The sequence below is a fragment of the Nocardia amikacinitolerans genome (assembly GCF_900215415.1).
Taxonomy (GTDB): domain Bacteria; phylum Actinomycetota; class Actinomycetes; order Mycobacteriales; family Mycobacteriaceae; genus Nocardia; species Nocardia amikacinitolerans.
In genome coordinates this window covers 1,262,407-1,284,445 of sequence record NZ_OBEG01000002.1, presented here as the reverse complement: position 1 = coordinate 1,284,445, position 22,039 = coordinate 1,262,407, and the positions used below count along the sequence as shown (strand labels likewise).

At 68.5% G+C, this 22,039-nt stretch carries 19 protein-coding genes; 6 read left to right on the top strand and 13 right to left on the bottom strand.

Annotated features, from left to right (window positions below):
* Positions 1-22 precede the first annotated feature (22 nt).
* From CRP45_RS14035 to CRP45_RS14020, 4 genes are all read right to left on the bottom strand, one after another.
* Entirely contained in the window at positions 23-2,311 is a 2,289-nt protein-coding gene (locus CRP45_RS14035) for an MMPL family transporter (RefSeq protein WP_097245350.1), read from the bottom strand.
* Positions 2,312-2,982: 671 nt separating this feature from the next.
* Complete coding sequence (fahA, locus tag CRP45_RS14030) at positions 2,983-4,161, bottom strand: fumarylacetoacetase (RefSeq protein ID WP_245910111.1); 1,179 nt, start codon at positions 4,159-4,161, stop codon at positions 2,983-2,985.
* Entirely contained in the window at positions 4,158-5,354 is a 1,197-nt protein-coding gene (locus CRP45_RS14025; protein ID WP_097245509.1) for a homogentisate 1,2-dioxygenase, read from the bottom strand. The genes fahA and CRP45_RS14025 overlap by 4 nt, the downstream gene beginning before the upstream one ends.
* 450 nt (positions 5,355-5,804) lie before the next feature.
* Positions 5,805-6,431 (bottom strand): TetR/AcrR family transcriptional regulator, encoded by a 627-nt coding sequence (locus CRP45_RS14020; RefSeq protein ID WP_067791235.1) that lies wholly within the window; start codon positions 6,429-6,431, stop codon positions 5,805-5,807.
* Between the two features lie 151 nt (positions 6,432-6,582).
* Here CRP45_RS14020 and CRP45_RS14015 point away from each other — a divergent pair, with 151 nt between their 5' ends.
* Positions 6,583-8,499 carry an acyl-CoA dehydrogenase family protein gene (locus tag CRP45_RS14015; RefSeq protein WP_097245508.1) on the top strand — a complete coding sequence of 639 codons (1,917 nt, stop codon included), beginning with the start codon at positions 6,583-6,585 and terminating at the stop codon, positions 8,497-8,499.
* A gap of 246 nt (positions 8,500-8,745) precedes the next feature.
* Here CRP45_RS14015 and CRP45_RS14010 read toward each other — a convergent pair whose 3' ends face one another.
* Genes CRP45_RS14010 through CRP45_RS14000 form a run of 3 tightly spaced genes read right to left on the bottom strand, consistent with a single transcriptional unit; the run spans position 8,746 to position 11,155 of the window.
* Entirely contained in the window at positions 8,746-9,576 is an 831-nt protein-coding gene (locus tag CRP45_RS14010; RefSeq protein ID WP_097245348.1) for an exodeoxyribonuclease III, read from the bottom strand.
* 27 nt (positions 9,577-9,603) lie between these two features.
* On the bottom strand, positions 9,604-10,575 hold the full coding sequence (locus CRP45_RS14005) for an N-acetylglutamate synthase, CG3035 family (protein WP_097245347.1): 972 nt from the start codon (positions 10,573-10,575) through the stop codon (positions 9,604-9,606).
* Positions 10,565-11,155 carry a peptide deformylase gene (locus CRP45_RS14000; RefSeq protein WP_067791096.1) on the bottom strand — a complete coding sequence of 197 codons (591 nt, stop codon included), beginning with the start codon at positions 11,153-11,155 and terminating at the stop codon, positions 10,565-10,567. Before CRP45_RS14000 ends, CRP45_RS14005 begins: the two co-directional genes overlap by 11 nt.
* A 187-nt stretch (positions 11,156-11,342) precedes the next feature.
* On the opposite strand from CRP45_RS14000, the gene napA reads away from it, so the two are divergent.
* The 5 genes from napA (at position 11,343) to CRP45_RS13975 (ending at position 15,715) form a co-directional block, all read left to right on the top strand.
* Positions 11,343-11,699: a nucleoid-associated protein NapA gene (gene napA, locus CRP45_RS13995; protein WP_097245346.1), complete on the top strand. Its 357-nt coding sequence runs from the start codon at positions 11,343-11,345 to the stop codon at positions 11,697-11,699.
* 58 nt (positions 11,700-11,757) lie between these two features.
* Positions 11,758-12,315: a LytR C-terminal domain-containing protein gene (locus CRP45_RS13990; protein ID WP_067791100.1), complete on the top strand. Its 558-nt coding sequence runs from the start codon at positions 11,758-11,760 to the stop codon at positions 12,313-12,315.
* Between the two features lie 127 nt (positions 12,316-12,442).
* A complete protein-coding gene (gene sodC, locus CRP45_RS13985; protein WP_097245345.1) occupies positions 12,443-13,132 on the top strand; it encodes a superoxide dismutase[Cu-Zn] in 690 nt (229 codons plus the stop codon).
* A 13-nt stretch (positions 13,133-13,145) separates the two neighbouring features.
* Positions 13,146-14,288, top strand: coding sequence for a glutamate--cysteine ligase (locus CRP45_RS13980; RefSeq protein WP_067791104.1), 1,143 nt, complete (start codon positions 13,146-13,148; stop codon positions 14,286-14,288).
* Between the two features lie 59 nt (positions 14,289-14,347).
* On the top strand, positions 14,348-15,715 hold the full coding sequence (locus tag CRP45_RS13975; protein ID WP_097245344.1) for a phosphatase PAP2 family protein: 1,368 nt from the start codon (positions 14,348-14,350) through the stop codon (positions 15,713-15,715).
* Between the two features lie 189 nt (positions 15,716-15,904).
* Here CRP45_RS13975 and mnhG read toward each other — a convergent pair whose 3' ends face one another.
* From mnhG to CRP45_RS13945, 6 genes are all read right to left on the bottom strand, one after another.
* A complete protein-coding gene (mnhG, locus tag CRP45_RS13970; RefSeq protein ID WP_097245343.1) occupies positions 15,905-16,237 on the bottom strand; it encodes a monovalent cation/H(+) antiporter subunit G in 333 nt (110 codons plus the stop codon).
* Entirely contained in the window at positions 16,234-16,494 is a 261-nt protein-coding gene (locus CRP45_RS13965) for a monovalent cation/H+ antiporter complex subunit F (protein WP_097245342.1), read from the bottom strand. The genes mnhG and CRP45_RS13965 overlap by 4 nt, the downstream gene beginning before the upstream one ends.
* Before the next feature lie 4 nt (positions 16,495-16,498).
* Complete coding sequence (locus CRP45_RS13960) at positions 16,499-17,074, bottom strand: Na+/H+ antiporter subunit E (protein ID WP_097245341.1); 576 nt, start codon at positions 17,072-17,074, stop codon at positions 16,499-16,501.
* Complete coding sequence (locus CRP45_RS13955; RefSeq protein ID WP_097245340.1) at positions 17,071-18,672, bottom strand: Na+/H+ antiporter subunit D; 1,602 nt, start codon at positions 18,670-18,672, stop codon at positions 17,071-17,073. The genes CRP45_RS13960 and CRP45_RS13955 overlap by 4 nt, the downstream gene beginning before the upstream one ends.
* A complete protein-coding gene (locus tag CRP45_RS13950; RefSeq protein WP_097245339.1) occupies positions 18,669-19,052 on the bottom strand; it encodes a Na(+)/H(+) antiporter subunit C in 384 nt (127 codons plus the stop codon). The genes CRP45_RS13955 and CRP45_RS13950 overlap by 4 nt, the downstream gene beginning before the upstream one ends.
* A gap of 73 nt (positions 19,053-19,125) precedes the next feature.
* On the bottom strand, positions 19,126-21,960 hold the full coding sequence (locus CRP45_RS13945; RefSeq protein WP_097245338.1) for a Na+/H+ antiporter subunit A: 2,835 nt from the start codon (positions 21,958-21,960) through the stop codon (positions 19,126-19,128).
* Between the last annotated feature and the right edge of the window lie 79 nt (positions 21,961-22,039).

Genomic DNA, 22,039 nt, shown 5'->3' with positions numbered 1-22,039 from the left:
CTATTCGTCCCAGATGGCAAAGCTATTCGCGGACCGAGTTCGCGACCTTGTCGACGCGCACACGTGATGCGGCGGCGTCCGTCATGGCCGGCGGTGTTGGACCGTCCGTTTCCTCGGTCAGACCGAACCTGCGGTGCAGCGCGGCAAGGGGTTTGGGCGCCCACCAATTGGCGGTGCCCATCACGCGCATCAGCGCGGGCGCCAGCAGAGCGCGGATCACCGTCGCATCGCTGAGCACCGCGAGTGCGCACCCGATGCCGAACAGCTTCATGGCGGCGACGCCGGAGCTGGCCAGCGCGAGGAAGACGATGCTCATCAACAGCGCCGCGGCGGTGAAGATCCGGCCCGTTCTGGCGACGCCCATGGCGACGGCGTGGGTGTTGCCCGCGGCGGTCTTCTCGCCCGCCAGCCACTCCTCCCTGATTCGGGAGAGCAGGAACACCTCGTAGTCCATCGAGGCGCCGAACGCGAGGCTGAACATGAGGATCGGCATCGCGAGGTCGAGTTTCCCGGTCGGCGTGAAGCCGAGCAGCCCGGACAGGTGCCCGTCCTGGAAGATCCACACCATCGCGCCGAACGTCGCGGCCAGCGAAAGAATGTTCAGCAGAAGCGCTTTCACCGGGAGGAGCAGGCTGCCGGTGAACAAGAACAGCAGGATCAATGTGGTCACGGCGATGAGGGCGGCGGCGAGCGGCAGCCGATCCGCTATCGCCGAGACCGAGTCCTGGTTCAGCGCGGCGGCTCCGCCGAACAGCACGTCGCCGGGCGCGGGAATCGCCCTGATCTCGGCGAGCTGATCCTTGCCCGCCGACGAATAAGGATCCAGGCGCGTGCCGATCGAGAGGAAAGCGCCCGCCGGACCGGACATCTCCGGCGGGGCGGCGGCAGCGCGCAGACCGTTGACGTAGACGCCGTCGCTGGACAGCACCGCGGGCACGTCGGCCACCTTCGACAGCGCGGCCGCGTACGCGCCGATCTCGCCTTGGCCACCGCGGAAGTCGGGTAGCACGGCGTAGGCGCTCGCGCCGAGGTCGGCGGAGAAGTCGCTGCGCAGGGTGTCGCCGACCTGACGGCTCGGCGCGGACTGCGTCAGCGCGCGATCGTCGGGATAGCCGAAATGCGCGGACAGGAAGGGCGATCCGAGCAAGAGCAGCGCGATCGTCGTGACCACCGCGACCGGCGCGGCGCGCTTCATCACGCCGACGACCCAGCGATACCAGAGGCTCCGTTCCGGTTCCGGCTCGGCGGGTGCGGGCCGACCGAGCATGCGGCGCAGCGGAACCCGCAGATCCAGCGCATTCACCCGATCGCCGACCAGCACCAGAATCGCGGGCAGCACGATGACCGCGGCGCCTGCGGCAGCGGCGACCACCGCCATGCCCGCATAGGCGAACGACTTGAAGAAGTACTGCGGGAACACGGCGAGCGCGGCCAGCGAGAGCGCGACCACCAGCGCCGAATACACCACGGTCCGTCCGGCGGTCTGGATCGAGCGCACCACGGCCGCTTGGGAATCCAGACCGTTGGCCAGTTCCTCCCGGTACCGGCTGACGATGAACAGGCTGTAGTCGATGGCCAGCGCGAGACCGAGTGCGGTGGTCATGTTCAGCGCGTACATCGAGACGTCGGTGACCGCCGTCAGCGCCCGCAGAATGCCGAGCGCGGCGGCGATGGCGAACAGGCCGATCGCGATCGGCAGCGCGGCTGCGACCACACTGCCGAACACCAGGATCAGCAAGAGCCCGGTCAACGGCACCGCGATGGCCTCCGCGACGATCAGGTCCTCGCTGATCTGGGCGTTCATGTCCGCGAAAACGGCGGCCAGCCCGCCCGCGCGGACGGTGACGCCATCGCCGCTGGTCTGCACCGTCTCGCTGATCTTCGCGGCGCGCTCGCTCAGCTCACCGTCGTCGCCCTCGATGCTGGCCACGACGATCCCGCTGCGACCGTCCCTGCCGCGCAGCGCCTGCGCCAGGTCGGGCCGCGCCGACCAGTACGACTGAACCCCGCTGACCTCGGGATACGTGCGCAGCTGATCGGTGACCCGTTGCGCGGCGGCCTTCGCCGCAGCACTGTCCACACCGTCCTCGGCCCGGATGAGCAGCACGTAGTTCGGATCCCCACCGGTGAAGTGGTCCGCGATGAACTCGCTGGCCCGCACCGACTCCAAGTCCTCGGTGACGAACCCACCGGACTTCATGTGCGCCTGCGCCGTCGACCCGAACAGGCCACACAGCACCATGAACAGGAGCGCGACGCCGAGAACAACACGAGGGCGCACGGCGGCGAACCGTGCGAGGGTGGTCAGCATTGACGCGGGCTCCCGTCCGATGGGGTGATCCCCCGAACGGTAAACCGGCCGGTCACCCGAACTGAATCGGCTGAGACGGTGATGCTGACCACGTGTGTACGAGAAAGTGTGCGGCGTCACTATCTAACAGGCGGGCTATCTCCGCCCACAAGTCCGAGTGTTCGAGGCCGGGCCAAAATCGACGGTAGTCAAATGGTTGCTATTCGATCTTGATAAGCCCCCATTTGACTACCGTCGAATCCATTTCTCTATCGACGGTAGTCAAATGGTGGTTGGGGCCTTGACGGGCAGAGCTCTTCTCAGGGATTTCCCCGATTGCCCGCTCTCTGGACGCAACCAGAGCCGGTCGACCACGCCGGAAGCCGAACCCCGCGCACCCGACTGCGGGAGGTAAGCCGGGTACGGCACACGACGCGCCCAGCACTGCTCCGAGGCAAACCTGGGTAGGCCCAACCTCCCCGGAAAACGCCAACATTGGGAACCGTCACCCCAACGCAACCTCCGCACAAATCCCAGCCCAAAACCTGCCGCAAGGCGAACCCTCTCGACGCCCGCAACATTGGGACCAGTAAACGCAACCCAACCACCGAAATCGGCTCCCACACACCCACCACACGCCTCACATAGCCACCGCCTATGTGGCGCGTACACAGGGTGTGTGGCACCCGCCGCTACTTACCGTGCGCGGGCAGAATTCGGCCCCGCACTTCTCCGAGGCCGATGCGGTTCACTCCGACGCCCGGTGCTGCGGCCGTGATCACCACCTCGTCGCCGTCCTCCAGAAACGTCCGATTGTCGCCATCGAGCAACACCGGTTCCGTTCCATTCCAGGACAATTCGATGAACGACCCGCGCTGCCCCGGCTCGGGTCCGGAGATGGTGCCCGATGCGAACAAGTCGCCGGTGCGCGTGGCGGCTCCGTTGGCGGTCAGGTGTGCCAGCATCTGCGCCGGCGACCAGTACATCCGGGCGTAGGGAGGGTGCGCGACGGTGTGGCCATTCCAGTGGACGGTCAGCTCGATGTCCAGGCCCCACGGCTGTTCAGCGGTGAGATAGGGCAGTGGTGGCGGCGACTGTTCCGGCAGGGGTATCCGTGCCGAGTCGAGTGCGGCCAACGGTGTCACCCAAGCGGACAGCGAAGTGGCGAACGACTTTCCGAGGAAAGGCCCGAGCGGCTGATACTCCCAGGCCTGGATGTCCCGCGCCGACCAGTCGTTTACCAAAGCCACGCCGAACAGGTGGGATTCCACGTCGGCGATGTCGATCGGAGTGCCGAGTGAAGAGCCGACACCGACGACGAAGCCGAGTTCGGCCTCGATGTCCAACCGTCGTGACGGACCGAAATCCGGTGCGCCCGAATCCGTTCTGCGCTGCCCCTGCGGCCGAACGACCTCGGTGCCCGAAACGACGACGGTTCCGGCCCTACCGTGGTAGCCAACCGGTAGATGGCGCCAATTCGGTAGCAGCGGTTCGGCATCCGGGCGGAACAAACGTCCGAGATTGGTGGCGTGATCGATGCTCGCGTAGAAGTCCACATAGTCGCCGATGCGAATCGGCAGCGCCAGGCTCACGTCCGCCAGCGAATGCACCGCGTCGGTCGGGATGTCCGACGAGACCAACTCGCGCACCCGGTCGCGTACCTCCCGCCAGCGCGCGGGACCTTGCGCTAGGAACGGATTGAGGACTGGCCCTGCGAACACCGAATCCTCCAGCACCGCAGCCAGATCGATGACGAACGCACCGAAGCGCACCCCGACCCGATACTCGCCACCGCGCGGCGCGAACACCCCGTACGGCAGATTGTCCGCCCCGAACAGCGAATCCTCCGGAACCTCGAGCCGCGTCCTCACCGCGGGCCCCGCCCGGACCACGTCCACGCGTAGGCAGGATCCTCACAGGCCAGCGCACCCTCGCCGAGTTCGAGCGGGCGGAAAGTGTCGACCATGACTGCCAACTCGTCGAAGAACTCGATGCCGATGCTGCGCTCGTACGCTCCCGGCTGCGGTCCGTGCGCGTAGCCGCCGGGATGCACCGACACCGAACCCTGCCCGATACCGGAACCCTTGCGCGCCTCGTAGTTTCCGCCGCAGTAGAACATGATCTCGTCGGAGTCGACGTTGGAGTGGTAGTACGGCACCGGGATGGACAGCGGGTGGTAGTCGACCTTGCGCGGCACGAAGTTGCAGATCACGAAGTTGATCCCCTCGAACGCCTGGTGGACCGGCGGCGGCTGGTGCACGCGGCCGGTGATCGGCTCGAAGTCGGCGATGTTGAACGTGATCGGGTACAGGCACCCGTCCCAACCGACCACGTCGAACGGGTGCGTCGCGTAGACCATCCGCGTACCCACCACCCGCGCGCCCGCGCGATGCTTAACCAGAACCTCGACATCGGTACCGGATTCGAGCAGCGGTTCGCCGGGGCCGTGCAGATCTCGTTCGCAGTACGGCGAATTCTCCAGCAGCTGACCGAATTTCGACAGGTATCGCTTCGGCGGCGTGATGTGACTGGAAGCCTCGATGACGTACGCGCGCAACGGATCCGCCCCGGCGGGCAACCAGCGGTGCGTGGTGGCGCGCGGAATGAGGACTTGGTCGCCTTGCCGGGCGGCAAGCTTGCCGAACACGGTCTCGACGGTGGCCTCGCCCGCCTCCACGTACACCAGCTCGTCGCCGATCGCGTTGCGGTACAACGGAGAAGCGCCCTTGGCGGCGACGTAGGAGATCCGCACGTCGGCGTTGGCGAGCAGCAGCCGCCTGCCGGTCACCGGATCGGTGCCCGCGGCGGTGTCGCCGGGAAAGAGATCGTGCAGGCGCAGATGCCGGTGGCGCAGTGGATGGTTCGGCGTCGTCGTCTGGTCCGGTAGGTCCCAGACCGTGGAGTCGACGATCGCGGGCGGCAGACCGCGGTGATAGAGCAACGAGGAATCGCCGGAGAAGCCTTCCTCGCCCATCAGCTCCTCGTAGTAGAGCCGCCCGAGGTCGTCGCGGTGCTGGGTGTGCCGTTTCGGCGGCACCGCGCCTACCTGCCGATAGAACGCCATGCTCGCACCTCCCGCCAGATCGTGGTCGGATCGGTCGATCTCCATCGTAATGATCGGATGACTTCAACGACCCGGAAAACGCACCTACGCGACGGCAAATCCGCCGATGCGCCGCGCCGCTGATCGGCATTTCGCCGCCCGAAATCGGGTCTGGCCGGAGAAATGCCGGACGCGACGTGCGCGCGGTCCCCTCTCGACTTGGCGTCTGTGTGCCCCGGACCCGGCCGCAGGCGCTCGCGTCCGCCGACCGAGGGTGACCGTCACCCGGCGAGACCGACCGAATGTCACCTTCGGTCGGGTTCCGACCGTGGGCATATGGCCTTCGGCCTGGCGTACACGTGCGGTGGGCCTGGCCGCAGGCGCTCGCGGATGTCGACTGAGGGTGACCGCCATCCGGCGAGACCGGCTGAATGTCACCTTCGGTCGGGTTGCGGCCGCGGGCGTATGGCCTCAGGCCTGGCGCAGCGCCCGATAGACCGCGGCGCCGACGAAGGCGCCGAGCGTCTGCGGCGTCCAGTCGCCCTCGTCGGCGAGCAGTGAACGCACCGCCCCTTCGCCCGCCGACACCCACTGCTCGACCAGAATCGGCAGCTTCCGCTCGGCGTCCTCGGTGCCCCACGCGCGCAGCGTCGGCCGCAGCAGCTCGGTGCAGCGCTCGACCGCCAACTTGCGCCCGCGCCCGAACGAATCCGCAACGGCGGGATCGGGATTGCCGTACAGCAGCCGCCACGAGTCGGGTCGCGCGGCGGCGATCTCCAGCAGCGTCTGGAAGCCCTCCACGAAGACCGTCTCGCCCGCGTCTACCGCGCGGCGCGGTGTCGCCTCGAGCAGGCCCTCGACGAGGTGGTTCTCCTCGCGGCGGATCAGTTCCTGGATGAGTTCGACGCGATCGGCGAAGCAGGCGTAGACGACCGGCCGGGTGACGTTCATCCGCTCGGCGACGGCGGCGATGGTGACGGCCGCGACGCCGTGTTCGACGGCGATGGCCAGCGCGGTGTCGAGCACCTGCGGGCGGCGGCGTTCCGGTCCGAGGTGCCGCGCCCGCTGACGCGGTTGCACGGCCTGCTCGGTACTCATGGGCACCAACATTAGCAGCGACCTCCTCCGGTTCTCCCAGGTCGGGCGGCCCTTGCTGAATTTCCTACACTGCTGAACAATAATGCTACAGTCGCGAATGAAGTGGCCCGGCCGGATGCCGGGCGTCGTCCCGACGGCCGAGGAGTCACCGATGCCCGAAACCCTGTTCAACCCGAAGACCTGCGAGTTCGCCGAGTTCGACGCCGAGACCCGGCGGCTGCTGCGCGCCACGGTCGACTGGTTCGAGACGCGCGGCAAGGCGGCGCTCAAGCGGGACGACCGGGAGCGCGTCTGGTACTCCGATTTCCTCGACTTCGTCAAGCGCGAGCGGATCTTCGCGATCTTCCTCACTCCCACCGCCGAGGCCAACGGCGATCCGAACAAGCGCTGGGACACCGGCCGCATCGCGATGATGAGCAAGGTGCTCGGCTTCTACGGCATGTCCTACTGGTACGTCTGGCAGGTCACCATCCTCGGCCTCGGCCCGATCTGGCAGAGCGACAACAAGGCCGCCAAGCAGCGCGCGGCGGCGCTGCTCGACTCCGGCGAGATCTTCGCGTTCGGGCTGTCGGAGAAGGAGCACGGCGCCGACGTGTACTCCACCGACATGGTGTTGGAGCCCAAGCGCGGCGGCGGTTTCACCGCGACCGGTAGTAAGCACTACATCGGCAACGGCAACCTCGCCGGGATGGTCTCGGTGTTCGGCCGCCGCGCCGACAAGCCGATCATCGACAGCGCCAAGGCGCTGAATGCCAAACCGGCGCAGGAGGATTACGAGGGGTATCTGTTCTTCGTCGCGGACAGCAAGCACAAGAACTACAAGCTGAGCCGCAACGTCGTGGACAGCCAGATGTACGTAGCCGCTTTCGATCTGGAGAAGTACCCGGTCGCCGAAGAGGACGTCTTGCACCGCGGTGAGGCCGCGTTCCACGCCGCGATGAACACCGTTAACGTGGGCAAGTTCAACCTCGGCTTCGGCGCCGTCGGCGCGTGCGAACACGCCTTCTACGAATCGATCACGCACGCGGAGAACCGAATCCTGTTCGGACACAGGGTGACCGAGTTCCCGCAGGTGCGCACGTTGCTGACCGACTCCTACGCGCGGCTGATCGGCATGAAGCTCTACAGCGAGCGCGCCATCGACTACCTGCGGTCGGCGTCCGCAGAAGACCGGCGCTACCTGCTGTTCAACGCCATCGAGAAGATGACCGTGACGCGGCAGGGTCAGCGCGTCATCGAGGACCTCGCCGACGTGATCGCCGCCCGCGGCTTCGAGAACGACATGTACTTCCCGATGGCCATGCTCGGCCTGTTCGGGCTGCCGCGGCTGGAAGGCACCGTGCACGTGAACATGGCGCTGTCGCTGAAGTTCATGGCCAACTACATGTTTCACCCGTCCGACGCCGGACTCGCCGCGCTGCGCGTGCTGCCGGAGGCCGCGCCGAGGACCGCGGTGCGGGCGGTGTCCTCTGCGCTGAGCTGGTCCAGCCGCAAGCTCGCCCCGCGGGCGGGTGCGGCGGTGCCCAAGCTGCGGGCTGAGCTGGCCGCCGCGCGCTACCCGGAGGTGCCGACCCGCCGCGACGCCGCCGACGACGAATTCCTGTTCCGGCAGGGCCCGAGCGCGGGCCTCGGCCGCATTCGGTTCACCGACTGGCGTCCGGTGTTCGAGAAGTTCGCGCACGTGCCGAACGTCGCGATCTTCCTGGACCAGGCCCTCGCCTTCCAGACGCTGCTCGCCGCCGCCCCGCCCACCGCCGACCAGCAGCGCGACGTGGACTTCCTGTTCGCCATCGGCGAGCTCTTCACCGCGATCCCGTACGCGCAACTCATCCTCGAACAGGCCGCGATCGAGGGCACCGACACCGCCGTACTCGACCAGCTCTTCGACGTCTTCGTGCGGGAATTCGCCAAGAACGCCCTCGCCCTGCACAGCAAGCCGACCGCGACCAAAGCGCAGCAGACCAGGGCGCTGGACCTGGTCCGCCGCCCCGCGGCCGACGCCACCCGCTTCGACAACGTGCTCACCAAGGCCCGCTCACACGCCGGCGCCTATGAAATGAACCCGTAGTCGCGCGTCGCAGCTGCGGATACACGTCACCGGCTGGCACTCGGTGCCGCCCGCGACGCGTCGGCGGGCTGATTCAGGCGCTCGGCGACGCCGCGTCGGTGGGCTGAACCCGCCGCCGCACGTTCGCCATCGGCACGCTGCGGCGCGCTGTCAGCCTGGTCGGTGCGCGTCGAACGCAGCCGACGAGCGGGCCGCACCGTAGCGCACTGTCGGCGTGCGGGACCCGACCACTGGCGGCCGCCGCCTTCAGCTGGGCTCTAAGGGAATATCGAACTCCGCGACAACCGGCGCATGATCACTGGCGCCCTTGCCTTTTCGCTCCTCACGGTCGACACCCGCGTCCGTCGTCGCGGCGGCGAGCGCAGGCGAAGCGAGGACGAAATCGATGCGCATGCCTTCCTTGCGCGGAAACCGCAGCTGCGTGTAGTCCCAGTAGGTGTACACCCCGGGCCCCGGCGCGAACGGCCGCATCACGTCGGCGAAGCCGGTGTCGACGATGGCGTCGAAGGCGTCGCGTTCGGGCTGGGAGGTGTGCGTCTTGCCTTCGAAGAACGCGGGGGACCACACGTCGTCGTCGGTCGGCGCGATGTTCCAGTCGCCGACCAGCGCGATCTTGGCCTGCGGGTCCTCGGTCAGCCAGTTCGCGGCGTTGGCGCGCAGCGTCTCCAGCCACTCGAGTTTGTAGGCGTAGTGCGGGTCGGCGAGGGCGCGGCCGTTGGGCACGTACAGGCTCCAAACACGCACGCCGCCGCAGGTCGCGCCGAGCGCGCGCGACTCCACGATCGGTGTGCTGATGAGGGATTCGCCCGCGTCCTTGTCGAAACCGGGCTGGTTGGGGAAGCCGAGTTCGACGTCCTCCAGGCCGACCCTGGACGCGATGGCCACGCCGTTCCACTGGTTGATGCCGAGGTGGGCCACCTCGTAGCCGAGCTCCTCGAAGCGCTCGAACGGGAACTGGTCGTCGCGGCACTTGGTTTCCTGCATGGCGAGCACGTCGATGTCCTGGCGGTCGAGCCAGGCAGCAACCCGGTCGAGCCGGGAGCGGATCGAGTTGACGTTCCAAGTCGCCAGACGCACGAAATGCCTTCCTTCTGCGGTCTTCGTCTATTCTCCGCCGTGCGGAGCGGCGTAGCGATAGCCGTGGTGGTCCAGGAAGCCGAGGCCGCGGTAGAGCTCGAGCGCCGCTGTGTTGTCCGCCTCGACCTGGACGTATGCGTGCGTCGCCCCGCGCTCGTGCCCCCAGCGGATCAGCTCGGCGCACACCAGGGTGGCCAGGCCGTGCCTGCGGTGCTCGGCGGCCACCGCGACGCAGGTGAGCCCGATCCAGCGGCGCCCGTCCGGCGCGGTGGTGCACGCGCCGCGTCCGATGGCGATCGGGTCGGGCAGCCCGAGCGAGGCGAAACCCAGCTCGCCATCGCGCACCGCTGTGAGCACCTCGGTCACCGGAACAGGCTGCGCCGCAGGGGCTTCGCCGCGATAGCGGTGCAGCCGCAGCCACGCCTCGTCTGGCCGCTGCGCGATCCGGACCATCGGGGGACCTTGCGGCAGTACGAAATTGGTGATGTCGATGCCTAGCACCAGGGTTTCGTTCCAGGTGCGCCAGCCGGGTGGCGCCGGTGCGAGCCGGTCGGGCAGCAGCAGTTGCAGCGGCAGGCCGTGTGCGGTGTACCACGCGCCGATGCGGTGCAGGGTGTCGGTGGACAGCTCGGCCGGGCGTCCCGGTTCGCCCAGCGGCACAGCGGAATTGGCGCGGTTGGTGTAGCCGTCGCCAGCGCGCAACAGCCAGCCGTCGAGCCATTCGCTCTCGACGCCGGGCCACGCGTCCGCCGCGGCCGCCTCCAGCGCCCTGATCTCCCTGGTGCGAATCGGCCTCGGCCCGATGGCTTTCAGTGCGATCACCCGATCCGGCGTCACCGAGACCATCTGCCCGTCGGCGTCGCGCACCGTCGGCGGGTCGAGCGAAATCAGTTCGCCGATCACGTCGGTCAGCGGCTGCGGATATCCGGGCGGCAGCTGATAACGCATCACCACCCGGCGGCCGAGCGGAATCCCCGCGGGCGCCGGCTCAGTCGTCATGCCCGAAGGGATCGGGAACGGTGCCCGGCACCCAGCTCAAACCCGCTTTGCCCCAACCGTTTCGCTTGATCGCCTTCTTCGCCGCGCGGGCGTTGCGGCCGATCAGTACGTCGACGTAGAGGAATCCGTCGAGGTGGCCGACCTCGTGCTGCAACATGCGGGCGAAGAAGCCGTTGCCCTCGATCGAGACCGGCTCGCCGTGCTCGTCGGTGCCGGTGACCCGCGCCCAGTCGGCCCGGCCGGTGGGGAACTGTTCGCCGGGCACCGAGAGGCAGCCCTCTTCGTCGTCGTCGGGGTCCGGCATGGTCTCCGGTAGCTCGGAGGTCTCCAGCACGGGGTTGATCACCGCGCCGCGACGCCGGACGGCCGTGCCGTCGGGTCCGAAGTCCGGGCAGTCGTAGACGAACAGCCGTAGCGGCACGCCCACCTGGTTGGCGGCCAGCCCGACGCCGTTGGCGGCGTCCAGGGTCTCGTACATGTCCGCGATCAGCGGGGCCAGCTCCTCCGGCGAATCGGTGACCGGCTTGGTCGGGTTGTGCAGCACGGGGTCACCGACGATCACGATGGGGAGGATTGCCATGGAAAGCAAGCCTACCGGCCGCTCAGCGGAGGCGAATGGCCGCCGCCCGGCGCAGGTGGGACGCGCGTACCTGGGCGTAATCAACACGCCGGACCGAAGGCGAATCATCCCCGTTGCCCCGTGGTTGAATGATCCGCGACGTACAAGCACCATTTTTCGTCTGGTGGCAACTCGGCGAGGGAGCGAGATGGACGGCGCAGCGGCACGGAATATTTCCGCGATCCAAGACGACCCTTCCGCGAGCGAAGAGACGACGGCGGGCGCATCGGCCAAGGCCGAGGCGGGCGAAGGCAGTGGCCTCAGCCGCCGCGAACTCGACATTCTGGCCTTCGAACGACAGTGGTGGAAGTACGCGGGCGCCAAGGAAGAGGCCATCCGCGAGCTGTTCGGCATGTCGCCGACCAGGTACTACCAGGTGCTCAACGCCGTGGTGGACCGGCAGGAGGCCCTCGCCGTCGACCCGATGCTGGTGAAGCGGCTGCGCAGGCTCCGCGCGAGCAGGCAGAAGGCCAGAGCCGCACGGCGTCTCGGTTTCCAGGTATGACACGTCTTCGGATCGTGATGCGGGCATCCCGGCCGGATGTGCGACTAGGGTCGACAGCGTGAGTCAAACCAATCCCACCTCCGGCGGGCCGCCGTTGCGCGCGCTGGCGATGGTTTTGATCGCGCTGGCCATCGTGTTCGCGGGTCTCGGTGCGATGTCGTTGTCGAGTTCCGATTCCGACGCCACGAACGCCGAGGAGTCGTCGACCGCGGCCCAGCAGGTCACCTCGGCCGCGCCCGTGACGACGGCCGCGACCACCACGGTGGCGACGACGACAGTGGCGCCGACCACCACCGCCGCGCCGACGACCACCGCTGCTGCGCCCGCGGCGGGCGTGAACCGGGCCGTGCCGGTCCGTGTACTGAACAACAGTCTGGTCGCCGGTCTGGCCGCCCGTACCGCCGAGGAATTGACGGCGAGCGGCTGGACGAACGTCTCGCCGGGCAACTACGCGGGCGGCACCATCGCGAAAACGACTGTGTACTACGGGAATACGGCCGGTGAGCGGGAGGCGGCGGTGGCGATCGCCGCGCAGCTCGGCGCGACCGCCGAACCCAAGTCGGCGGGAATCGGGGACAGCGCTCCGGGTGTGGTCGTCATCTTGACGGGTAACTGAAAACCGAGACCGGCGCGCACGGCCCCTTGGCGGCGCGACACGGCGCTCGTGGCATCATCTTGTCCGGTAACGACAGTGTCCACCCAGCTTTACTCGTAAACTCGGTACTCGTAAAGGAGTTCCCCCGATGGCCCCGTCCACAACTCGTCGCCCGTCCTGGCGGACTGTGACCCCGGTGCTTGCGGTCGCGGTCTTCGGCCTCGCTGCCTGCACGAACAGCCAGGAGTCGAGTGACGTCAAGGGAACGACCCCGCCGGTGTGGACCGGTGCCTCCGCTCCGGCCGAGGGACACGGGACCGGTACCGAGCACGGCAGCCCGGCCGCCGACCCCGGCACCAAGGTCGAGCTGAAGGACGCGTCCGGCAGCTCGGTCGCCACCGCGAACATCGCCAAGGACGGCGATCACCTCGTGATCACCGTCGATGCGCACGGCCTCAAGCCCGGTTTCCACGGTCTGCACTTCCACCAGGTCGGCAAGTGCGAGCCCAACTCCGTGGCGCCCACCGGCGGTGCGGCCGGTGACTTCCTCTCGGCGGGCGGCCACCTCCAGGTTGGCAACGCCAACGCCCACCCGGCCAGCGGCGACCTCACCTCGTTGCAGGTCCGCTCGGACGGCCAGGGCAAGCTGGTCACCACCACCGACACGGTGACCCTCGACGACCTGAAGAATCGCGCGCTGATCATCCACGCCGATGCCGACAACTTCGGCAACATTCCCAACCGTTACGTCCGTGCCGACGGCGTGGCAGGCCCGGACGACAACACACTGGCGACCGGTGACGCGGGCGGCCGCGTCGCCTGCGGTGTAGTCCAGTAGACAAGGTGCCGATATGGGCGGGGCAATCGAGAACGTTCCATTTCCAGGTTCGCCCCGGCCGACCATCGGCATCGAATGGGAGGTCGCGCTCGTCGACAAGGTGACGCGCGATCTCTCCAACACCGCGGCCGCGGTCTTCGATGCCGTCGGTGACCTGCGCGCCTGGGACGGCACTCCGCAGGTCACCAAGGAGCTGCTGCGCAACACCGTCGAGATCGTCACCGGCGTGCACGACACCGTCGGCGCGGCGGTGGACGATCTGAGCGGCACGATGGACACCGTGCGCCGCGCCGCCGACCCGCTCGGCGTCGACCTGTTCTGCGCGGGCACCCACCCCTTCGCCCAGTGGTCGGCCCAGCAGCTGACCCGCTCGCCGCACTACGACGAGTTGATCGAGCGCACCCAGTGGTGGGGCCGCCAGATGATGATCTGGGGCGTGCACGTGCACGTGGGAGTCTCGCACCGGGAGAAGGTCTTTCCGATCCTGAACGCGCTGCTGTTCACCTACCCGCACCTGCTCGCGCTCTCGGCCTCCTCGCCGATGTGGGCCGGTTCCGACACCGGGTACGCGAGCAACCGCACGCTGATGTTCCAGCAGCTGCCCACCGCGGGTCTGCCGTTCCAGTTCGAGAACTGGGGCCAGTTCGAGCGTTTCGTGCACGACCAGATGCAGACCGGCGTCATCGAACAGCTCGGCGGCATGCACTGGGACATCAGGCCCGCGCCCAAGTGGGGCACCATCGAGGTGCGCATCTGCGACGGCATCTCGACCAGGGCCGAATTGGCCGCGCTCGCGGCGTTCATCCACTGCCTGATCGTGGATCTGGACCGTCGCATCGACGAGGGCGAGGATCTCGGGACTTTGCCGCCGTGGCACGTCCAGGAGAACAAGTGGCGGGCCGCACGCTACGGGCTGGATGCGATCGTCATCACAGACTCCGACAACAGCGAGCGGCTGGTCACCGACGACCTGATGGACGTGCTGAACCGGCTCGAGCCGACGGCCAAGCGGCTCGGCTGCTCCGACGAATTGTCCTATGTCGCCGAGATTCCCCAGCGTGGAGCGTCGTATCAGCGCCAGCGCAAGGTGGCCGCTGCGACCCAGGGCGACCTGATCGCGGTGGTGGACGCGCTGGTCCAGGAGCTCTACAAGTAGCGCGAGCGGTCGTCTGCCGTTCAGCTGGCCAGGGGGATGTCGTTCATCCCCCGTTTACTATGGTCGTCGTGCTTGTCGAAGACCCGGGTTCCAGCGTAGGAAGTGCGGTGTGGCGGTTGAAGATACCGCCGTCCCGGGTCTGGGTGACCGCCGCCGTCGCGGCAGTGCCCCTATTGCTGATCGTGCTCCAGATCGTCGCGTTCCAGCAGGATTTCGAAGGTCCGCTGGAAAGCCTGATGCGCGACTACGTCGGTACGCCGAAATCGATGTCGGTGCCGTGGGCCGGGCTGGTCCTCGCGCTGGTCGGTATCCCCATGCGGCGCAGGCTCGTCGCGCTCGGTGCGGCGGTGGCCATCGACCTGGTGTGCGCGGGGGCGCGGCTGCTCGCCGGTGATCCGCCGACGGTCGGCAACGGTCCTGTACTCGTGCTCACCGCGCTCGCCCTGATCGCCTGGCTGCGCTGGAGCGGCGACGAGCGGCGCAACGCGTTGCGTGCCGCCGCGCTCGGCGCACTGCTGATCCTGGCGACCAAGGTGGGCGACGTCTGGTTGCACATCACTGTGCTGAGCAGTCCCGACGTACTCGACGAGTACGTGATGCTCGCCGATCACGCGCTCGGCGACCCGTCGTGGGTGATGGGGCGGGTGATCGACGCGCTCGGACCGGTGGTCTACGCGGTGCTGCACTGGGTCTACATCGAGTTGCCGGTGGCCGCGATCGTCGTCGCGGTGTGGCAGCTGCGCCGGGTGGTCGATTCGGGGCGGTGGCCGAGCCACTACCTGGTGCGGACCTTCCTGGTGCTCGGGCTGGTCGGACCGATCGTCTACGTGTTCTTCCCGGTGGTCGGTCCGATGTTCGCCTTCGGCGCCGACGGCAACGGACTCCAGATCGGCAACTACTGGCCCGGCGTACTCCCGCCGATCGACCGCAGTCCCGAGCCGCTGCCCTTCGACACGGCGACGCCGCGCAACTGCATGCCGTCCATGCACACCGCCTGGGCGCTGTCGGTCTTCCTGCACACCCGCCGCGATATCGACGGGTCGCGGGCGCCGCGCTGGCTGCGCTGGGGCGGCACCTTCTGGCTGCTTGCCACGCTGGCCGCGACGCTCGGGTTCGGCTACCACTACGGCGTCGACCTGGTCGCGGGCGCGGTGCTGTGCCTGACCGTGGAATCCGCGCTGCGTGAGCCGGAACGCGGTTGGGGTTGGTTCCGTATCCGCCTGGTCGCGGGCGGTGCCGCGGTGCTGGTGGTCCTGCTGGTCTCCTACCGCTATCTGGCGGCGCCGATGGCGGAGTACGCCGTCCCTGCCGGGACCATCGTGCTCGCGCTGTTGGCGGGCATGGCGGCCGCGTTCCATGCCACGTGGTTCGCGGGGGAGCGGGAGCCGGTGGTCGAGGTGCGGGAGACCGAGTCGGCCGACCGCTGAGTTCGACGAGTGCCGAGTCGACTGGCCGCTGAGTTCGGCAGGAGAGCCGACTGGCCGCTGAGCCGGGCGACCGGGTAGCCCATCGGCCACCGAGTCCGACGAGTGTCGAGTCGAGTGGTCGCTGAGTCGGGTGAGCGCTGAGCAGACCCGCCCCGAGTCCAGCGCACGCGGCGGTGGGACCGCTCGCGCTCAGTCGATCTCGTCGCCGAGTTCGTTGACGCGCAGCAGTCCGTCGCGGTGCCGCTGTTCGCGGTAGGCGGTGCGGCCGATCAGGTGCGCGATCACCGGCGCGGTGAACAGCGTGAACAGCCCGACCAGCGCGAGCAGCCAGACATTGCCCTGGCCGCGCAGCTCGATCGCCGCGCCCCCGAGCACCAGCAGCAGCCCGACCACTTGCGGCTTGGTGGCGGCGTGCATGCGGGTCAGGGTGTCGGGGAAGCGGACGATGGCGATCGCGGCGGTGCACGCCAGCGCAGCGCCGCTGAGGATCAGCGCGGCCGATGCCCACTGCCAACCCGTCATCGGTCGTCCCTGACGCGGAAGCGGGAGACGGCGGCCGAACCGAGGAACCCGACCAGCGCCAGCGCGACGATGGCGGGTAGCACCGTGGTGTCCCCGCTGTGGGCGGCCCACACGGCGAGCCCCGCCATGGCGATGGCCATCAGCGAATCGATGCCGACCACCCGGTCGAGCGTGTTCGGCCCGGCCAGGATGCGGTAGCTGGTGATGACAGCGGCGGCCGCGAGCAGGCAGCCCGCGAGCACGACGACGACGGTCATGCGTTCACCTCCGAACGGATTTCGGTACGGGCCGCTCGAGGGCGGAGATCAGCAGCCGTTCCAGGCGGCGGGTCTGTTGGTAGAACCGCGCCACCGCGGCCTCGCTGCCGACGTCGAGCACGTGCACGTAGACCAGGCAGCGGTTGCGGTCGATCTCGAGCACCATCGTGCCGGGGATCAGATTCAGCAGGTCGGTGGTCAGCACGAGCACCAGGTCCGACTTGGTGCTGAGGTTGACCCGCAGCACGCCGGAGACCGGCGGCGGCGCGAGCCGAACCGCGAACCACGCGATCTGCAGGCTGGATTGGAGCGCGTAGTAGGAGCTCACCCACATCACCTCGGCGAGCGCGACCAGGTTGAGCCGCCCGCTCACCGGGATCCGTGGCAGCGGCAGCGCCACCATGATCAGCGCGCCGATCACCGATCCGGCCAGCAGGTTGCCGATGCTGAGATCGCCCCACAGCACCATGTAGACGGCGGCCAGCCAGAGCAGCACGCCGAGGCGGACCGCGCTGTCCTTGCCGACACGCCGCGCCTTGGATTCGTCCGACGCGCTCGGGAACTCGTCGTTGACACTCATCGGTACGCCTCCGGTTCGCCGAGCACCGCGCCGACGTACACCGCCGGATCGTGCAGGTCGGCCGCGGCGCGCTCGGCGATGCCGAGGATCGGCCCGGCCAGCACGGTGAGACTTAGGCCGACCGCGGCAAGCGCCGCGGTCGGTAGCAGCATGAGCGGCGGTATGCGGCCCGGGTCGGTGCGTTCGTCGTAGTGCACGACGGTCGAATCCTCGGTCAGGGTCGGTGGTTTCGCGGCGGTCAGGTGCCCCTCCGGTGCGTCCGCTCTCGGCCGCCAGAAAGCCTTGGCCCAGACCCGCGCCACGGCGTACAGCGTGAGCAGACTGGTCACCACCGCGCCGCCGACCAGCACCCAGGCCAGCACGCTGCCGTCGGACGCGCCCGCTTGGAGCAGCGCGACCTTGCCGATGAATCCCGAGAAGGGCGGTATCCCGCCCAGATTCAGCGCGGGCACCAGGAAGAGCAGGCCGAGCACCGGGCTCGCGGTAGCCAGTCCGCCCAGCCTGCGCAGCGAGGTGGATCCCGCCTGGCGCTCGATCAGACCGACCACCAGGAACAGCGTGGTCTGGACCAGAATGTGGTGCGCCACATAGAACACCGCGCCCGCGAGCCCGGCCGCCGTCGCCAGACCCACGCCGAACACCATGTAGCCGATATGGCTGACGAGGGTGAACGAGAGCAGCCGCCGGATATCGTGCTGCGCGATCGCGCCCAGAATGCCGATGACCATGGTGAGCAAGCCGCAGACCAGCAGGATGTTGGTGAAGCCGCCGTCCGGGAACAGCAGCGTCTGCGTCCGGATGATCGCGTACACACCGACTTTCGTCAGCAAGCCGGCGAAGACCGCGGTGACCGGTGCTGGCGCGGTCGGGTAGGAGTCGGGCAGCCAGTTGGACAGCGGGAAGACCGCCGCCTTGATACCGAACGCCACGAGCAGCACCGCGTAGATCGCCGTGCGCACTCCCTCGGGCGCCGCGCCGAGACGGAGCGAGATCTGGGCGAGGTTCAGCGTCCCGGTGGTCGCGTAGACCAGCCCGATGCCGGTAAGGAAGATCAGCGACGCGAGCATCGACACCATCACGTACGCCACGCCCGCCCGGATGCGTTCGGCCGTCGCTCCGACGGTGAGCAGCACGAACGACGCGGCGAGCAAGATCTCGAAGCCGACGAACAGGTTGAACAGGTCACCGGCGAGGAACGCGGCCGAAACACCCGCCGTGAGAACGAGATAGGTGGGGCGGTAGATGGAGGTCGGCTGACGTTCGTCGCCGTCGCGAATGTTCTGGCCCGCACCGTAGACCGACACGGCGAGCAGCACGATGGCCGAGACGAGCAGCATCGCGGCGGAGAGCCGGTCCACGACGAGGGTGATGCCGATCGGGGTCTCCCATCCGCCGACCTGGATCGCGGTGGTGCCGTCCCGGTCGACGAGGTACAGCAGCAGACCTGTGATGGCGACGACCGCGGAGAGCACGACGAGGGCGACCGTGCGCTGGATGCGCGGCCGACGGCCGAACACCAGCGTCGCGGCGGCGCCGAGCAGCGGGACGAGCACGGGCAGCGGAGCCAGCGCGGGCAGCAGGCCGGGCGAGAGGTTCAATCTTCCAGGTCCTCTCGGTCGCGCCTGGCGGCCACCTCTGCGTCGCTCGGTTCGTTCTGCACGTCGTCGGTGGTGGTGAGTATGTACGACCGATAGGCGAGTGCCAGCACGAAGGCCGCGAAGCCCATGGTGATGACGATCGCGGTCAGCACCATGGCCTGGGCGAGGGGGTCTGCCATGCCCTCGTGCGCGCGGTCGTCCGTGGCGCCGATGGGCGGGTCGCCGTCCGGCCCGCCAACGGTGAGGATCAGCAGGTTCACCGCGTTGCCGAACAGGATCATGCCCAGCATCATCTTGGAGACGGCGCGCTCCAGGATCAGGTACACCCCGCACGCGGTGAGAACTCCGATGAGGACGAGCAGGGTCAGATTCGAGGTCATGTCTCCACCTCGCCTGCGCACGGCTTCGGCATGCCCGCAGCGGGCCTGCGCATGTTTCGCTCACCGCGTTCCCTCATGGGCGACCACCTCGTGGGGCGGGGGAGGTCTCGTCGCTCGGGGCGTCGCCGAGTTCGCTGTCCAGACGGGCGCCGAGGCTGCGCAGCACATCGAGGACCAGGCCGACCACGATCAGGTAGACACCGAGGTCGAAGAACAGCGACGTGACCAGCTTGACGTGCCCGAACAACGGTAGCGTCACCTCGATGATCGCCGAGGACAGCGGCGGCGCGCCGAGCAGCAGCGAGGTGGCCGCGGTGCCCGCCGCCAGCGTGAGCCCGGCGCCGAGCACGTGGCCCGCTTCCACCGGCAGCGCCTCGCCGAGTTCGTAGCGGCCGCCGGCGAGATAGCGCAGGGTCAGCGCCAGACCCGCCGTGAGACCGCCCGCGAAGCCCCCGCCGGGTGCGTTGTGGCCGGCGAAGAAGAAGTAGATCGAGAGCACCATGATCGTCGGGAAGAGCAGGCGCGTGGTGATTTGCAGGACCATCGAGCGTTCCCGGCGACCCACCAGCCGCCCGGCGGGCAGCCAGCTGATCAGGTCCGGGTTGTAGTCGGGAGAGTCGGCGGCGCGCGGTGCGGCGCCGAAACGCCTGGTGCGGAACACCATCGAGGCGACGCCGGTGGCGGCGACGATGAGCACCGAGATCTCGCCGAGGGTGTCCCAGGCCCTGATGTCGACCAGCAATACGTTGACCGCGTTCTTGCCCCCGCCGAATCGATAGGCGGCCTCCGGAATTCGGCGCCAGATGGGTTCGGTGCCGCGGGCCGCCGTCGCGAAGGCGGCCAGTACCGCGACCGTCGCTCCGACAGCCGTGGCCAGCATGGCGCGCCGGACTTTGAACGCGGCGGTGCGGCTCGCCTCGATCTCCGCGGGGAAGGCCCGCAGCACCAGCACGAAGACCACCAGTGTCAGCGTCTCGACGAGGAACTGGGTCAGCGCCAGGTCCGGCGCGCCGTGCAGCGCGAAGATCACACCGCAGCCGTAGCCGGTGACGCCGACGACCAGCACGCTGGCGAGCCGGTTGCGCAGCACGGTGGCCGCGAACGCCATGGCTGCCATGATCCCGGCGATCGCCAGCTGCAACGGCGAATCCCACAGGCGCAGTTCGACTCCCGTCCTGGTGCCCACGGCGAGCAGGACCGAGGGCAGCACGATCAGGGTGGCGAGGATGGTGGCCTGGCTCAGTGGCAGCGAACCGCGCTGCACCGATCCCGTCATCCGCAGCGAGAGCCGATCCATCGCGTGCAGGGTGGCGTCGTAGGCGCGGTCGGCGTTGCCGAGGCGCGGATGCGCGGTTTCGCCGAATCGGTTGCGCACCAGGAAAAGCGCCGATCCCGCAGCGATGATCGAGACCGACAGCACGAGCGGCAGGGTGAATCCGTGCCACAGCGCCAGATGCGAAACCAGCTCTCCCGGAACCGTTTCCGGGTAGCCGCGGAGCAACTCGTCCAGCCACTGCGCGCCGACGCCCGCGGCAAGGCCGGCGACGGCGAGCGTGGCGGGTGGCCCGAGGAACAGCGGCCCCGGCGGATGCCACGACGGTTCCTCGTCGAGTTTCCTGTCCCCGAACGCGCCCCAGACGAAACGGGCGCTGTACCCGACGGTCAGCATGGAGCCGAGCACGATCGCCGCGCACAACGCGATGCGCACCGGAACCGTCAACGTGCCCGCGTCCAGGATCGCGCCGAGCGCGCTCTCCTTGCCGACGAACCCGAGCAGCACCGGAATGCCCGCCATGCTCAGCGCCCCGAGCACCGCGACCCCGCACAGCACCGGAGCCCGCCGGCCGAGCCCGGACAACTCGCGCAGATCGCGGGTGCCCGCCCCGTGGTCCACGATCCCGACCACCATGAACAGGCACGCCTTGAACAGCGCGTGCGCCACGATCAGCGTCGTCCCGGCCAGCGCCGCGTCCGGTGTGCCGATGCCGAGCAGCACGATCAGGAAACCCAGCTGGCTCACCGTGCCGAAGGCGAGCAGCAGCTTCAGATCGGTCACCCGCAGCGCGCGAAGGCCCGCGAGCAGCATGGTCACCGAGCCGAGGACGAGCACCATCGGATGCCACGGCGGACTGCTCGCGAAGACCGGCGCGAGCCGCGCCACCAGATACACGCCCGCCTTCACCATGGCCGCGGCGTGCAGGTACGCGCTCACCGGGGTGGGCGCGGCCATCGCGCCGGGGAGCCAGAAGTGCACTGGAACGATCGCGGACTTGCTCAGCGCGCCGACGAGCACGAGCGCCACCGCCACCGATACCGCGATCCCGCCCGGCAGGCGATCCATGGCCAGCAGTTCCGACAGCAGGTAGGTGTCGCAGGTTTGTCCGAGGATTACGATGCCTGCCAGCATGGCCAGTCCGCCCGCGCCGGTGACCAACAGCGCTTGCAGTGCCGCGCGCCTGCTGATCGCCCGCTCGGCGTAATGGCCGACGAGCAGGAACGACAGCACCGTCGTCGTCTCCCAGAAGACGTAGAGCAGCAGCATGTTGTCGCTGATGACCAGCCCGAACATGGCGCCGGCGAAGCCGACGAACTGGGCGGCGAAGACGCCGAGCCGCGGTTCGTCGTCGGTGAAATAGCGGGTGCAGTAGAGCAGGATCAGCGTGCCGATGCCGAGCACCAGCGCGGCCATGACGGCCGCCAGCGAATCGAAGCGCAGCTCGATGTTCATCGCGATCGCGGGCGCCCAGGTCACTCGAACCTGCTGTGTGTTATCCCAATTCGCGATCACCCAGCCGAAACCGGCCAGCGGAGCGAGCGCGAGCACCGCGAACGCGTTGCGCCCCAACACCCGTACGCACCACGGCGCTGCCAGCGCGGCGAGCGCGTGCGCGAGCAGGATTACGAGCAAACTGCACTCCGTCAGGTCGTGGCGGGCGGTGGTGCGGTTCCACCCTACGTGGAGCCAGGGTTTTTCGGGGACGCGACGG

Excerpts from the sequence above, each read along its gene's own strand:
- CRP45_RS14035 (WP_097245350.1), bottom strand. The coding sequence starts at position 2,311 with ATGCTGACCACCCTCGCACGGTTCGCCGCCGTGCGCCCTCGTGTTGTT.
- CRP45_RS14025 (WP_097245509.1), bottom strand. The coding sequence starts at position 5,354 with ATGGCGTTCTATCGGCAGGTAGGCGCGGTGCCGCCGAAACGGCACACC.
- CRP45_RS14020 (WP_067791235.1), bottom strand. The coding sequence starts at position 6,431 with ATGAGTACCGAGCAGGCCGTGCAACCGCGTCAGCGGGCGCGGCACCTC.
- CRP45_RS14015 (WP_097245508.1), top strand. The coding sequence starts at position 6,583 with ATGCCCGAAACCCTGTTCAACCCGAAGACCTGCGAGTTCGCCGAGTTC.
- CRP45_RS14005 (WP_097245347.1), bottom strand. The coding sequence starts at position 10,575 with ATGACGACTGAGCCGGCGCCCGCGGGGATTCCGCTCGGCCGCCGGGTG.
- CRP45_RS14000 (WP_067791096.1), bottom strand. The coding sequence starts at position 11,155 with ATGGCAATCCTCCCCATCGTGATCGTCGGTGACCCCGTGCTGCACAAC.
- napA (WP_097245346.1), top strand. The coding sequence starts at position 11,343 with ATGGACGGCGCAGCGGCACGGAATATTTCCGCGATCCAAGACGACCCT.
- sodC (WP_097245345.1), top strand. The coding sequence starts at position 12,443 with ATGGCCCCGTCCACAACTCGTCGCCCGTCCTGGCGGACTGTGACCCCG.
- CRP45_RS13980 (WP_067791104.1), top strand. The coding sequence starts at position 13,146 with ATGGGCGGGGCAATCGAGAACGTTCCATTTCCAGGTTCGCCCCGGCCG.
- CRP45_RS13975 (WP_097245344.1), top strand. The coding sequence starts at position 14,348 with ATGGTCGTCGTGCTTGTCGAAGACCCGGGTTCCAGCGTAGGAAGTGCG.
- mnhG (WP_097245343.1), bottom strand. The coding sequence starts at position 16,237 with ATGACGGGTTGGCAGTGGGCATCGGCCGCGCTGATCCTCAGCGGCGCT.
- CRP45_RS13965 (WP_097245342.1), bottom strand. The coding sequence starts at position 16,494 with ATGACCGTCGTCGTCGTGCTCGCGGGCTGCCTGCTCGCGGCCGCCGCT.
- CRP45_RS13960 (WP_097245341.1), bottom strand. The coding sequence starts at position 17,074 with ATGAGTGTCAACGACGAGTTCCCGAGCGCGTCGGACGAATCCAAGGCG.
- CRP45_RS13950 (WP_097245339.1), bottom strand. The coding sequence starts at position 19,052 with ATGACCTCGAATCTGACCCTGCTCGTCCTCATCGGAGTTCTCACCGCG.